Source organism: Coprococcus sp. RTP21428st1_C9_RTP21428_210409 (assembly GCF_040227395.1).
Taxonomy (GTDB): Bacteria; Bacillota; Clostridia; order Lachnospirales; family Lachnospiraceae; genus Coprococcus; species Coprococcus aceti.
Window position 1 is genome coordinate 1 of sequence record NZ_JBEHVV010000066.1, and the last position, 15325, is coordinate 15325.

At 46.3% G+C, this 15325-nt stretch carries 10 protein-coding genes; 9 read left to right on the forward strand and 1 reads right to left on the reverse strand.

Annotated features, from left to right (window positions below; translation table 11 throughout):
- The 8 genes from ABUA34_RS11345 to ABUA34_RS11380 all read left to right on the forward strand — a co-directional run.
- A partial coding sequence (locus tag ABUA34_RS11345; protein ID WP_349823327.1) for a SpoIIE family protein phosphatase occupies nucleotides 1-930 on the forward strand: 930 nt, incomplete at its 5' end.
- A gap of 51 nt (nucleotides 931-981) precedes the next feature.
- Nucleotides 982-2442: a tRNA lysidine(34) synthetase TilS gene (tilS, locus tag ABUA34_RS11350; protein ID WP_349823328.1), complete on the forward strand. Its 1461-nt coding sequence runs from the start codon at nucleotides 982-984 to the stop codon at nucleotides 2440-2442.
- Nucleotides 2439-2960 carry a hypoxanthine phosphoribosyltransferase gene (hpt, locus tag ABUA34_RS11355; RefSeq protein ID WP_022216999.1) on the forward strand — a complete coding sequence of 174 codons (522 nt, stop codon included), beginning with the start codon at nucleotides 2439-2441 and terminating at the stop codon, nucleotides 2958-2960. The genes tilS and hpt overlap by 4 nt, the downstream gene beginning before the upstream one ends.
- Before the next feature lie 23 nt (nucleotides 2961-2983).
- Nucleotides 2984-5026, forward strand: a complete 2043-nt coding sequence (gene ftsH, locus ABUA34_RS11360; RefSeq protein ID WP_055224006.1) for an ATP-dependent zinc metalloprotease FtsH — start codon at nucleotides 2984-2986, stop codon at nucleotides 5024-5026.
- Between the two features lie 83 nt (nucleotides 5027-5109).
- Nucleotides 5110-6459: an esterase/lipase family protein gene (locus ABUA34_RS11365; protein WP_349823330.1), complete on the forward strand. Its 1350-nt coding sequence runs from the start codon at nucleotides 5110-5112 to the stop codon at nucleotides 6457-6459.
- A gap of 395 nt (nucleotides 6460-6854) precedes the next feature.
- Entirely contained in the window at nucleotides 6855-8948 is a 2094-nt protein-coding gene (locus ABUA34_RS11370) for a glycoside hydrolase family 13 protein (protein WP_349823331.1), read from the forward strand.
- Nucleotides 8949-9287: 339 nt separating this feature from the next.
- Nucleotides 9288-11504: an RNA ligase gene (locus ABUA34_RS11375; protein WP_349823332.1), complete on the forward strand. Its 2217-nt coding sequence runs from the start codon at nucleotides 9288-9290 to the stop codon at nucleotides 11502-11504.
- A 134-nt stretch (nucleotides 11505-11638) separates the two neighbouring features.
- Nucleotides 11639-12190: a Predicted phosphoesterase or phosphohydrolase gene (locus ABUA34_RS11380; RefSeq protein ID WP_015534620.1), complete on the forward strand. Its 552-nt coding sequence runs from the start codon at nucleotides 11639-11641 to the stop codon at nucleotides 12188-12190.
- Nucleotides 12191-12555: 365 nt separating this feature from the next.
- On the opposite strand, the gene ABUA34_RS11385 is transcribed toward ABUA34_RS11380, so the two are convergent.
- The gene (locus ABUA34_RS11385) at nucleotides 12556-13188 is read right to left on the reverse strand and encodes a TetR/AcrR family transcriptional regulator (RefSeq protein WP_055145091.1); all 633 of its coding nucleotides are present in this window, start codon (nucleotides 13186-13188) and stop codon (nucleotides 12556-12558) included.
- A gap of 182 nt (nucleotides 13189-13370) precedes the next feature.
- On the opposite strand from ABUA34_RS11385, the gene ABUA34_RS11390 reads away from it, so the two are divergent.
- A partial coding sequence (locus ABUA34_RS11390; protein ID WP_349823333.1) for an efflux RND transporter permease subunit occupies nucleotides 13371-15325 on the forward strand: 1955 nt, incomplete at its 3' end.

Here is a 15325-nt window from a genome sequence, read left to right on the forward strand (position 1 = left end):
AGGGAGATATCCGATGAAAAGCTGCTGGGGCAGATAAGATCGCTGGGGATGGACGAGGTCAGGGTCACGGCCTCCATGGACAGTGGCAACAGGAGCCGATACTATGTGGCGGGAAGAACGTCAGGTCAGGGCATGGTGCTGTCAAGACAGGTGGCTGATGTATTGAGTGGGTACTTCAGGAAGAATATAAGGGCGGGCATGGATTCGCCGAGCCTTTTCTTCGATGAGTACAGATCTGCCGTGTACGAGGAGGCGGCGCGTTACAAGGGGCGTTACCATGTCAGAAGGATAAAGAAATATGGCTCTCCGGTGTCGGGGGATAATTTCTCGGTGAAGGAGTATGAGGATGGCAGGCTGGTGATGATGCTGTCTGACGGCATGGGAAGCGGAAGCCTGGCCTCCTGCGAGAGCTGCATGATGCTGGACACCATGGAGGAGCTGCTGGAGGCGGGATTTGCCCCGGAGTACAGCATTGCATTTGCCAATCGATGTATGTCCAGGAGAAATAAGGGCAGAATATTCACGACATTTGATATGGTGGTCATAGACATGTACGACGGCACCATGAGGAGCTTCAAGCAGGGGGCGTCGGTGACCTATGTGATACGCCCGGGCGATGATGGAAATGAGATCCGCCAGATAACGAGCACTACTCTTCCCGTGGGCGTGCTGGACGATGCCGAGTGCGACATGGCGGATGTGAAACTTGCGGCGGGGGATGCCGTGGTCATGGTGAGCGATGGGCTCTCGGATATGGATGTGTCCGATCACATGCAGGATGTGCTCAAGGGAATAAGAGTGGGTGACAGCAGACGGATGGTCGATGATATACTGGGCGCCATGATAGGACAGGGGGATGTGTCGCTTCGGGATGACGTGACGGTCATGGCGGCGGTGATATCAGGATCTGAGAAAAGTAGCGCAGCCTGAGTAACTCTATGCTATAATATGAAATTATGATATTTACAGAAGGATAAATGTATGGATGTATTTGAAAAAGATGTTCTTGAGTATATAAGAAAATACCACATGTTTGATGGTATAAGTCACTGCGTGTGCGGTGTGTCCGGCGGCGCGGATTCGGTGAGCCTGCTCACGGTGCTGGCAAGGCACAGGGCGGAGCTGGGAATAGATATACACGTTGTACACATAAATCACATGATACGCGGTGAGGCTGCGGATGGTGACCAGAGCTACGTTGAGACTTTGAGTGGTGAATATGGTGTCACATGCGACTCTTACAGGATCGATGTCAGGAAGCTTGCGGAGCAGGCCGGACAGACCGTGGAGGAGGCCGGACGCCATGCAAGATATGATGCATTTGACAGAATGCGTGCCAGATATGTGGATGAGGGCTGTGTGATCGCAGTCGCCCACAACCGCAACGATGTGGCTGAGACGGTTCTGTTCAACATGGCGAGGGGAACCGGAATGGGCGGCATAAAGGGTATAGCCCCGGTGAGGAATCACATAGTGAGACCGCTTCTTGGGAGCGACAGGAGCCACATAGAGGAATATCTTGGCCGGCAGGGGATCAGATACTGTACGGATGCCACCAACAATGAGGATGATTACACCAGGAACAAGATAAGACACAGGATACTTCCTCTTATGAATGAGATAAATGGACAGGCCACGGAGCACATTTGCCAGATGGCCATGATGGCGGCTGATTACGAGCGGCTTGCTGCCGGACTGGTTGATGATTTCCTGACGGGACAGGGAATTGATGTCAGAAGTGAAGGCTGTGGCTGGACCGGAGACAGCACTGACCGGAGATATGAGCTGGACATGGCGGCTCTCAAGGAGCAGGACAGGCTCGTGCAGGAGCTTGTCATAAGAAAGCTCATCGGAATGGTGTGCGGAGGCCTGAAGGATATCGGCATGAGCCATGTGTCGGAGGTTACGAAGCTGTACTCGGCTGACACCGGGGCGGGGATCAATCTTCCTGCCGGTGCGAGGGTGTGGCTGGAGTACGGCAGACTGGTATTTGCCGGCGGTGAGAACCGCGCCGGTGACCAGAGCTGTCAGGACGGCGGGCTGCCGGGCTGCGTGGACATAGACATCACCTGTGATGGTGAGTATGAGCTGTGTGAGGGAAGGCTTACGGTCAGGATCTACGACAGACCTGAAGCCCTTGATCTTGCAAAAAAAGAGTGTACGAAGTTTCTTGATTATGGTAAAATAAAACAGTGTCTGCAGTTGCGGACATTTGAAAACGGGGATTATATAGTCGTTAATTCTGCGGGCTCGAGAAAGAAGCTCAACCGTCTGTATACTGACTGTAAGATACCGGTGGACAAGCGGCGTCATATTCCACTTGTGACATCCGGGCAGGAGGTCGTGTGGGCCGTGGGACTTAGGATTGGCGAGAATTATAAAGTGACAGAAGATACACAAAAGATAATTGAGTTGAATTTTAACAGGAGGAAACAGAGTTGAAAGAACAGATTGGTGTTATGCTCAGCAGCAGTGAGGTGGAAAACAGAATAAGCGAGATGGCAGCAGCCATAGATAAGGCATATGAGGGAAAGACGATACATTTGATCGGAATCCTTAAGGGAAGTGTGTTCTTCATGTGTGAGCTTGCGAAGAGAATGAAGAGTCCGGTCACCATGGACTTCATGTCTGTGAGCAGCTATGGCGATGGAACAAAGTCATCAGGTATTGTCAAGCTGAACAAGGACCTTGATGAGTCTATAGAGGGAAAGGATGTAATCATCGTGGAGGACATTCTTGATTCGGGAAGAACCCTTTCATACCTTGTGAAGCTTCTCGGCGAGAGAAAGCCTGCAAGCCTTGAGGTTGTGACCCTGCTTGACAAGCCGGACAGAAGAGTTATCCCGGTTGAGCTGTATATGACAGGTTTTGAGATCCCTGACAGATTTGTTGTGGGATACGGCCTTGACTGTGCCCAGAAGTACAGAAACCTTCCATATATAGGTGTCATAGAGCAGTAATATATTGATTAAGGAGCATATACATGGAAAATATGGATAAGAGAAAATTCAGGAATGGAATGATAATCTATCTGTTGATCCTGATAGTTGCTTTCATCCTCATAAACAGATGGATGCAGAGCGACAAGATTGAAGTGACCACCACTTACAGTTACACAGATCTGACAGAGGATTTGGATGATGGCAAGATATTGGCATTGTCGATACAGCCAAATGCAGAGATTCCTACGGCGGTAGTTCAGGTGCAGTTCACCAACGGAAAGACTCTTGCATTTTATTCCACAGATGTCAATGATGTCGTGAAGATTTATAACGACTATCAGGCAAGTGTGGACAAGTATAATGCGACCGTAAGCTCGGATGACGATAAGAAGGTCGTTGCCAGATGCAGCCTGAACGATGTGGAGAAGACGAGCATATGGAGTGTGATAATTCCGTATGCCCTTGTCATGATCGTCATGTTCTTTGTCATGCTGCTGTTCGTGAGATCATCACAGGGCGGTGGAGGCCAGATGATGAACTTTGGCAAGAGCAGGGCGAAAATGACAGAGCCTGATGAGAAAGAGAAGGAAGATAAGAAAAATAATAAGAAGAAAATAACATTTGACGATGTTGCCGGTCTCAGTGAGGAGAAAGAGGATCTCGAAGAGATAGTGTGCTTCCTCAAGAACCCGGGCAGATTCATCAAGGTCGGTGCACGTATACCGAAGGGAGTTCTTCTTGTCGGCCCTCCTGGAACAGGTAAGACACTCATGGCAAAGGCCATAGCAGGAGAGGCGGGGGTTCCGTTCTTCAGTATTTCAGGATCAGACTTCGTGGAGATGTTCGTCGGTGTCGGTGCAGCGAGAGTGAGAGATCTTTTTGCACAGGCAAAGAAGAACGCACCATGTATCGTATTTATAGATGAGATCGATGCCGTTGCCAGACAGAGAGGTACAGGACTTGGCGGTGGACATGACGAGCGTGAGCAGACTCTGAACCAGCTCCTTGTAGAGATGGATGGATTCGGAGCGAATGAGGGAATCATAGTTCTTGCAGCTACCAACCGTGTGGACATACTGGATAAAGCTATCCTCCGTCCGGGACGTTTTGACAGAAAGATATCTGTCAATCCTCCTGATATCAAGGGCAGAGAGGAAATCCTCAAGCTTCATGTTGCGAACAAGCCTCTGGCAGAAGATGTTGATCTCAACGAGATCTCCAGAACAACAGCCGGATTTTCGGGAGCTGATCTTGAGAACCTGATGAATGAGGCTGCGATCTCTGCTGCGAAGGCCGGCAGGGAATATATCAATAAGGAAGATGTCGACAAATCATATATCAAGGTTGGAGTCGGTGGTGAGAAGAGGAGCCATGTGATCTCCGAGGAGGATCGTAAAATCACGGCATATCACGAGTCGGGACATGCGATACTGTTCCATCTCCTTCCATATGTTGGCCCGGTGCATATTGTGTCTATCATACCTACAGGTACCGGAGCCGGAGGATATACCATGCCGCTTCCACAGGGTGATCAGGAATATCTTACTAAAGCGCATTTGCTCAACGAGATAAAAGTTAGCATGGGCGGAAGAATTGCAGAGAAGATCATATTTGGCAATTTTACCACGGGTGCTTCACAGGATATCAAGATGGCCAGCGGTTATGCAAGATCCATGGTTACGAAGTATGGAATGTCCGAAAATCTTGGATTTATCAACTATGAGAGCGATGATCAGGAGGAGGTATTCCTCGGGAAAAATCTTGGACATACCAAGCCATACAGCGAAAAGATAGCCGCCGCCATAGATGAGGAGGTTAAGCAGATCGTTGACGAGTGTTACAGGGAGGCTTATGAGATTCTGGAGCAGAATGTGGATGTTCTTCACAAGTCTGCAAAGCTTCTTCTTGAGAAGGAGAGAATAACAGGAGCTGAGTTTGAAGCACTGTTCGATAGAGACGATGCTAAGGATGCAGATGCAGATGTTCAGAGCAACGGTGCAGAGCAGAGTACAGCAGAGAATGTAAATGCAGCAGATAATGCTGTTGCAGAGCAGAAAGCTGAGACTCAGACAGACAAACAGTAATATATAAAGACAATACAGATGCCCGCAGTTTTCTTGCGGGCATTTGGCTTATGTTGGATATATGACGGAAGGGAGAACAAGGGATGAAGATAATAAAGAGAGGGATAAATGCGGTGATACCGTTCCTGCTGGCAAATGTATATCTGCTGGCAAGGTGTCCGGAGTGGAATATACCACTCATGCCGCTTATAGTTGTGGTGCTCATAGCCGGATATGTACTGCTTACCGCTATGCCATTTCTCGGACTGAAAAATATCCAGTCGAGTGGGATCAGAAGATGTCAGAGAGGATGCGAGAATCTGTACTCTTTCCTGGCGGCAACGGTCATGTCGGTGGCTGTGCTGATACTCATGCTGGTTCATGTGATAGATGCCAGGGCATGGACGTGGAAGAACTGGGTTCTGTACATACTCACGGCGGTGGCTGTACTGGCGGTCACATTCTGGGTTGGAATAATAAGAATATATGTGTCATCCAGGCAGCTCGGTATCAAATGGAGAGTGATCGGTATACTGTGCGGTTGGATTCCGGTGGTACATCTGATAGTCCTTGGCAAGCTGATAAGTCTGGCATCAGGTGAGACGGTTCTGGAGAACGAGAAGATTATAAAGGATAAGGCAAGACAGGCTGACCGGGTCTGCGCCACCAGATATCCAATACTCATGGTACACGGAGTGTTCTTCAGGGATTTCAGGTATCTGAATTACTGGGGAAGGATCCCTGCGGCACTTGAGGCGAATGGTGCGACCATATTCTACGGAAACCATCAGTCCGCCGCATCTGTGGCTGACTCCGGACGGGAGATAGCTGACAGGATACAGCAGATATTGAAGGAAACAGGATGCGGGAAGGTGAATATCATAGCCCATTCCAAGGGAGGCCTTGACAGCAGATATGCCATATCGAAGCTCGGTATGGCCCCTTATGTAGCATCACTCACAACGATTAACACTCCGCACAGGGGATGCGAATTTGCGGATTATCTTCTGGGCAAGATACCGGAGAAACAGCAGCAGACCGTGGCAAATGCCTACAATTCTGCACTCAAGAAGCTGGGTGACACAAACCCGGACTTCATAGCTGCGGTGACGGATCTCACGGCATCAGCGTGTGAAAACCTGAACAGAGAGCTCCCTGATCCACAGGGCGTATACATACAGAGCACGGGTTCATGTATGAAGAAGCCTTCAGGTGGACGCTTCCCGCTCAACACCACCAACGCATTCGTAAAGCAGTTTGATGGTGAGAACGATGGACTTGTCGGATATGATTCGTTCAAATGGGGCTCCAACTTCATATATCTGAAGCCTCAGGGCAGGCGCGGAATCTCCCACGGAGACGTGATAGATCTGAACAGAGAAAATATAGATACATTTGATGTGAGGGAATTCTATGTGGACCTTGTGAGTGATCTGAAGAGACGTGGCTTTTAGAAAATGCCCGGTGTTTTGTCTAATGTGAACAATAAAAAGTAAAAATCAGGTAATATTCAGGAAATGTATTGTGATATTGCACAATGACATTTGCCAAATAAAAAAATGTTTGGGCAGACTTTTGACGGGATTTGTATATAATAATACTTGTAACCCCCAATACATTATATAGTTTTGGCTACACCCCATAAAAGTAACAAAATACCTTCTCCAAAAGAGACAGTCGTTCGGTGACTGTCTCTTTTACTTTTGGTGAAAACAGAAATTGGGCAGGATGGTCTGATATGAGGCGATTCCTGCTGTATATTTGCAGCTAATATATGTTTTATCTTGTTGCCTAATCTCCCGAAAAGTATTAATATAAAAAAGAGTATGTGCAAGGGAGATTTTATTGTATGGGGGAAAAGAAGACCAATGGGCAGAAGATACATGATTATGTATATAATGTAAAGCCCATACTAAATAAAGGCGGACTGTTTGCGGACGGAAGCAAATATTATGTCAGCCCACAGGAGCCGGATGTGGATCAGGATGTGAATGTCAGATTCAGGACTACAGCCGATAATGTGGATGAAGTGTTCCTTATATATAATGAAGAAAAGATACAGATGACAAAGGAGAGTTCCAACAGAATATTTGACTTTTATACCGCAACGATACCTGGAGGTTTGCCATTCATAAGATATCATTTTGAGATACATTCGGGAAGGGTCACATGCTTTTATGACAAGCTGGGACCTACGAAGCAGAACGACAGAGAGTACGACTTTGAGATATGTCCGGGATTCAAGGTGCCGGAGTGGGCAAAGGGTGCGGTATTTTATCAGATATTTGTGGACAGGTTCTGCAACGGGGATACTTCCAATGATGTGCTGGATAATGAGTACGCATATATAGGTACCGGTTCAGTTCAGGTAAAGGACTGGAATCAGAGGCCGAGCACCATGGATGTGGGACGTTTCTATGGCGGAGATCTCCAGGGTGTCAAGGATAAGCTTGATTATCTGCAGGATCTGGGAGTGGATGTAATATATCTGAACCCTATATTCGTATCACCATCCAACCATAAGTATGATATACAGGATTACGACTACGTTGATCCCCACTATGGAAGAATAGTTGACGATGAGGGTGACTGCCTTCCGGGCGGATGCCTTGAGAACAAGCAGTCGTCGAGATATATCAACAGAGTTACAAATAAAAAGAATCTTGAGGCCAGCAATCAGCTCTTTGCCGAGCTGGTTGAGGAGATACACAAGCGTGGCATGAAGGTCATCCTGGATGGCGTGTTCAACCACTGTGGTTCATTCAACAAATGGATGGACAGGGAGTGTATATACGAGAATCAGGAGGGCTACGAGAAGGGTGCGTTTGTATCGAAGGACAGCCCTTACAACACTTTCTTCAAGTTTTACAATGACAATGCATGGCCGTACAATACAACATATGATGGCTGGTGGGGACATGACACTCTTCCAAAGCTCAACTATGAGGACTCGCCGAAGCTGGTTGAGTACATCATGAAGATAGCGAGAAAATGGGTGTCACCTCCATACAATGCGGATGGATGGAGACTTGACGTGGCGGCGGATCTGGGCCATTCACCTGAGTACAACCACCAGTTCTGGCGTGAGTTCAGGAGAAATGTAAAGGAGGCCAACCCAAATGCCATCATTCTGGCGGAGCACTATGGTGATCCGAAGAGCTGGCTGAAGGGCGACCAGTGGGATACAGTCATGAACTACGATGCGTTCATGGAGCCTATCACATGGTTTCTCTGCGGTGTTGAGAAGCACAGCGATGAGTTCCGCGGAGACCTTCTGGGTAATTACGATGCGTTCAAGGGTGCGATGAACTACCATATGTCCAGATTCCTGAGACCATCGATAGACGTGTCCATGAATGAGCTGTCCAACCACGACCATTCCAGATTCCTCACGAGAACCAACAGAAAGGTCGGACGACTTCACACCATGGGAGCGGATGCCGCCGATCAGGGCGTGGACAAGGGTATATTCAGACAGGCTGTCGTATTCCAGATGACATGGCCGGGCGCTCCTACCATATACTATGGCGATGAGGCCGGTGTGTGCGGATGGACAGATCCAGACAACAGAAGAACTTACCCATGGGGACATGAGGACAAGGAGCTGATACAGTTCCACAAGGACATGATAAGAATACACAAGTCGTACGAGGCGCTTAAGTCAGGTTCTGTATTATATCTCCATGGCGGACACAAGATACTCTGCTATGGAAGATTTACTGACAACAAGCAGGTGGTAGTCATCATGAACACCAACTATGAGGATGTGGATCTGAAGCTTCATATCCGTCAGATAGGTGTGTACAACCACTCGATACTCAGAAGAGTCATGCTGACAAATGAAGAGGGCTATACACTGGAGCCACAGGATTTCATGGTGGAGCACAACGTACTCACGATCAAAGCTCCGAAGATGAGTGCGATGGTGCTTGTTCGTGCCTGATGGCCGGAAGACAAAGATATACAAGACAAAGATATATGACATAAAAATATAAAAAAGTTCCTTTGGACGAATGATGTTATTGAAAGAATCATTTGCCGGGGAGCTTTTTTATTTGCAAGAGTAATGCTTGCACAGAAAATGGATTGAAAATGGAATTGCTTGCCCGTGTTATCGTCTAAATCTGCGGCGAGCCGAATTCTATGTTTGTCCATGACTTTGTAACGATCCAAGAAACACAATTTAGAAAACAGATAGATTAAACTACAGGTTGGGTGAAAAATATAGGGAGATAGGGTATATTGGACAAAATAGTATTGTAAAGAAGGAGGCAGATAGAATATGAGAGTATTGCTTTTGCTTAGGGGATCTGCCGGTTGTGGCAAATCTACATGGATCGAGCAGAATGGATTAAAACCATACACACTTTCAGCGGACGACATCAGACTGCTTTGTCAGAGTCCGGTGCTGCAGGTGGATGGTACGAGAGGAATCAGTCAGAACAATGATGGTACGGTGTGGAAGACATTGTTCAGCCTCCTTGAGATCCGCATGCAGAAGGGCGAATTTACGGTGATAGATGCCACGAATTCCAAGACTTCGGAGATAAACAGATATAAGAATATGTGTGAGACGTACAGATACAGAATGTATTGTGTAGATTTTACAGATATACCTATAGAAGAGGTGAAGAGAAGAAATGCCGGGAGGGAGGAGTTCAAGAGGGTATCAGATGACGTTATTGACAAGATGTACTCCCGCTTTGCCACACAAAAGATCCCTTCGGGAATCACGGTCATAAAGCCGGACGAGCTTGACAGCATCTGGATGAAGAAGAGGGATTTCTCCCAGTATAAGAGGATCCATCACATCGGGGACGTTCACGGATGCTATACAGCGCTGATGAAGTATCTGGATGACAATGGCGGTATAAAGGATGATGAGTTCTATATATTTACAGGTGATTATATCGACAGAGGCGTGGAGAATGCGGAGGTTGTAAATTTCCTGATATCTATCATGGACAGGAAGAATGTTCTCATGCTTGAGGGCAATCACGAGAGATGGCTGTGGCTGTGGGCAAATGACTGCACCGGCAGGTCGAAGGAGTTTGAGCTTGTGACAAGACCAATCCTCGATGCTTCCGGAATCGACAAGAAGGAGGTGCGGAAGCTTTACAGAAGGTTTGGACAGTGTGCTTACTATAGCTACGGTGATAATGTATATCTGGTGACCCATGCGGGACTCAGTGTGATTCCCGACAATCTCACATTTGTGGCAACTGATCAGATGATACATGGAGTCGGAGCTTACAATGATTTCGAGAAGATCGCAGAGACATTCTACGGGAAGATGCCGGCGAATTACTATCAGATCCATGGACACAGGAACACCAAGCTGCTCCCGGTGCGGGTGAATGACAGAGTGTTCAACCTTGAGGGCAGAGTCGAGTATGGCGGGGAACTCAGATGCGTTCGGGTGGATGCTGATGGAATCCATGAGGTGGAGATCCACAATGATGTGTTCAAGGCACCTGAGATACAGGAGGAACAGACCGTTACCACAAGCTCTGTTGCAGATGTGATCATCTCCTTGCGGGGGAACAGGTACATACAGGAGAAGACATTTGGCAATATTTCGTCATTCAACTTCACGAGCAAGGCATTCAATGACAGGGTGTGGGATGAGCAGACCACAAGAGCAAGGGGCTTGTACATTGACACATTCAAGGGAAGAGTCGCAGCGAGGGCGTATGACAAGTTCTTTAATATCAATGAGCGCCCTGAGACAAAGTTTGATATGCTGCAGAATAAGCTGCAGTTTCCGGTGACTGCCTATGTCGAGGAGAACGGTTTCCTGGGACTCGTGAGCTACGATGAGTACAACGACGATCTGTTGATAGCGAGCAAATCCACCATAGAGGGACCATCCGCCGGCTGGCTGAAGGATATGATATATGAGAAGGTGACACCGGAGAATATAGAGAATATGAAGCGGTTTGCGAAGGACAACAATGTGACATTTGTATTTGAGTGTGTTGATATGAAGCATGATCCTCACATCATAGAGTACCCGGAGAGCAATCTGTATCTGCTTGATATAGTTTACAACCAGATAAACTATGCAAAGTATGATTACGATGCGATGTGTGATACAGCCCACCGGTTCGGCCTGACACCAAAGAAGAAGGCTTGCGAGCTTGCAACCTGGCAGGAGTTCTATGACTGGTATTATGATATCCTTGAGGATGATTACGAGTATAACGGCAGAGTCATAGAGGGGTTTGTCATCGAGGACAGCGCCGGATATATGACAAAGCTCAAGCTTGCATACTACAATTTCTGGAAGTTTATGAGGACAATATCCTATGAGGCTATCAGAAACGGATATATCAAGAAGACATCGGCACTCACCACCCCTCTTGCAAATGAGTACTATGCGTGGGTGAGAAAGCTTCACGATACAGAGGATCCCGCAAATGTTCCGAGGGATATATGCACGCTTAGAAGATGGTTTTATAATGACATGAAGCAGGCGGAAGGCGATAGCCTGATATAGGTGATCATAAGAGATAACACGGTGAATGTTTGACGGGTTATGTTATATCATGGCAGCAGCCAGACATAGAAAATTATCCAGGCTGCTGCATATATTTACATGGTACGCTGAGTAGGAATGAGAGGTGATATTGTATGATATTTTATACGTCAGATCTTCATTTTGGACATGCAAATGCTATAAAATTTGATGAGAGACCATTTACAGATGTGGATGATATGGCTGATGGAATGATACATAACTGGAACAGCAGGGTAGGAAAGAATGATACAGTGTATATTCTCGGGGATTTCTGCTTTAAATTGAAAGATCCGGAGCCGATCCTTGCAAGACTTAAAGGACACAAGCGCCTCATCCTTGGCAATCACGATCAGGTAATAATGGGAAGTGAGAAGCTGCAGTCCTACTTCGACGATATACAGAAGATGGACTATGTGAGCGACAGAGGTAAGCTGATAGTTATGTGTCACTTTCCGATAGCTGAGTGGAATAAGAAGAAAAGCGGGGCATACCATTTCTATGGACATATCCACAAGAGCAGTCCTGAAGTGTACAGCTTCATGACCGGCCAGGGACGTGCTTACAATGTAGGCTGCATGATCAACAACTACATGCCGTGCACCGCTGACGAGATCATCCGAAATAACGAGATATATCAAGCCAGATTACAGTCAGAGGCTAAATGATAAGAGGTATAAGGACGTATGTATATGTAACTGGCAACCTGTATTTTCAAGTTTTGTAATTCCACATGCTTCCAATAACTGCCGGAAGTAAAATCAGAATGCATCATGCAGCGAAAACATAGAAGTAAATGGAAAAGAAGGAATAAGGAGGAATTGTATAATTATGAAAATATTAAATGACATATAGTGTAATTTAATGTTATAAAAAACCAGCCCATAGGTGTTAACGAAAAAGTAGATTACCTCCGGGAAAGCATAATAAAAAGCCTACACCACCGTGTAGGCTTTTTGCGCTTTCCCGGATGGGCACAATCCCTCGTCAGCACCTATGGGCGTCCGTCTCAGCACCCATGGGCGTCCGGCAGTTAATTCTTGGAAGGCAGCGTAATGTAATTTCGATCCACCGCCTGGAACAGCTTTGGTCTGAAGTCCTCCTTGGTGAGCTCGAATATGGAGTGTGACACCAGGAAGTAATAAGCCTCCACAGCCTGATCCACGTTGATACTCGTGATCTCCGGGCTGTTCAGGTATCCCTTGATGGCAACGGTGAGACCCATTACCAGATACTTACATATAATAAGAGGAGACAGCATAGGATTGTCAGGAATCTGATCCGTGTCAAATATCTTCAGGTGTTCCTTGAAGAAACTGGTGAACTGTTCGATCATGACCTGCTCAAAGCTGTTCTGCCCGGTTGTCTCAAAAAGCTTTCTGTAAAGCTTCGCTTCATTAATAATGTGTGTGAAGAGATATTTTATGGCCTCAAGGATCATGTTGTGCTCAAGCAGTACCTCCAGTTCCTTGGTCACCTCATTGTAGAGCATGTAATCCATCAGCTCATATTTGTCTTTAAAATGTCTGTAGAATATCGGTCTTGATATTCCAACGTCTTCAGCGATCATCGTGACAGTGATCTTATCAAAGGAATATTCGTTTACAAGCTTTTTGAAGCTTTTGATAATTTTATCTTCAGTCTTTTCCTCGCTTGGATTAGGCACTTTCCCAAACCTCCCTCAGTTTATAATTTGTTTATAATCAATTTTGAATATGTGTTCAAACGTTTGTTACAGATTAGCATATTTGTAACAAAATGTAAACGTTTTCGTATTTTGGGTAGTTTATTTAAGAAATATCAGGTTGTATAATCCACCACAGAATAGAAAAAGGAGATGTTATGGCTATGTTAAAACTAGGAGAAAAGATAGTAAGTGCGAGGGTCGTAATACTGATTCTCAGCTTAGTTCTTCTCATACCAGCGGCATACGGTTATATCAAGACCAGGGTAAACTACGATATTCTGTCATATCTTCCGAAGGATATCGAGACCATGGAAGGTCAGGATATACTGGTTGACCAGTTCGGTACAGGAGCCTTCTCGCTGTATGTGGTAGAGGGGATGGAAGACAAAGATGTATCCGCACTGAAATCAAAGATTGAAAAAGTAGACCATGTATCAAAGGTTATATGGTATGACAGCTTTGCAGACCTGTCAGTACCAAAGGATATGCTTCCTGAAAGCCTTTATGATGCATTTAATAATGACGAAAAGAATGCCACCATGATGGCCATCATATTTGATGATACCACATCGGCGGACGGCACAATGGATGCCATCGAGGAGATAAGAAGCATATCAAACAAGCAGTGCTTCCTGTCCGGTATGTCAGCGGTTGTCGTCGATACCAAGAAGCTGTCAGAGAAGGAAACCCCGATATACGTACTTATAGCGGTTATCCTGAGTAGTATCATCCTGGCGATCACAATGGACTCTATCATGATCCCGGTACTCTTCCTTGCAAGTATAGGAATGGCGATCGTGTACAACCTTGGATCAAATATCCTCATGGGTCAGGTATCATACATAACAAAGGCGCTGGCTGCGGTACTTCAGCTCGGAGTTACAATGGATTACTCCATATTCCTGTGGCACAGCTACAAGGCACAGCAGAAGGAATACACGGATAAGAAAGAGGCTATGGCACACGCCATCGCAGAGACAATATCATCAGTTGTGGGAAGTTCCATAACAACAGTTGCCGGATTCGTTGCACTGTGCTTCATGAGCTTTACCCTCGGACTTGACCTTGGTATCGTCATGGCAAAGGGTGTCGTACTCGGAGTTATCGCATGTGTAACGATACTTCCATCACTCATCCTTGTATTTGACAAGGCGATAGAGAAGACAACACACAGAGTAATACTTCCAGAGTTCAAGGGAGTAGGAAAATTCATAGCTAAGCACTACAAAGTATTCCTTGTATTGTTCGTGATCATCCTGATCCCTGCAATATACGGATACAATCATACAAAGGTTTATTACAAGCTGGATTCATCACTTCCAGACAGTCTGGAGAGTGTTCAGGCCAACACAGAGCTGGCTGAGGTATTCAACATGAATTCAACACATATGATACTTGTCACAAATGATCAGAGTGACAAGGACACAAGAAACATGATGTCAGATATCGAGAACATCGATGGAGTTAAGTTCTGTCTCGGACTTGACAGCATCATTGGAGCAGGTATTCCAACCGACTTCATACCTTCAGATGTCACAGAGGCGCTCAAGAGCGATGACTGGCAGTTGATACTCGTCGGATCAGAGTATGAGGTTGCTTCAGATGAGGTTAACAATCAGTGTACAGAGATCAATAATACCATCGATTCATACAACGAGAAGAACATGCTGGTTGGTGAGGCTCCTTGTACAAAGGATCTTATCACTATAACAGATAAGGATTTCGCATCTGTAAGTACAGTATCCATCGGAGCGATATTCATCATCATCCTCTGTGTATTCGGTTCAATATCACTGCCAATCGTACTTGTGGCAGTCATAGAGTTTGCGATATTCATCAACATGGGTATCCCTTGCTTCACCGGAACAGAGATACCGTTCATAGCTTCAATAGTTATCGGTACTATCCAGCTCGGCGCGACGGTTGATTACGCCATACTGATGACAACGAAGTACAAGAGAAACAGACTGAACGGATACAGAAAGTTTGACGCCGTGGCAACAGCATGCCAGGAGTCAGTACAGTCCATAGTTGTCAGCGCACTTTCATTCTTCGCTGCAACATTTGGCGTAGGTCTTTACTCAGATATAGATATGATCAGCGCGCTGTGTACACT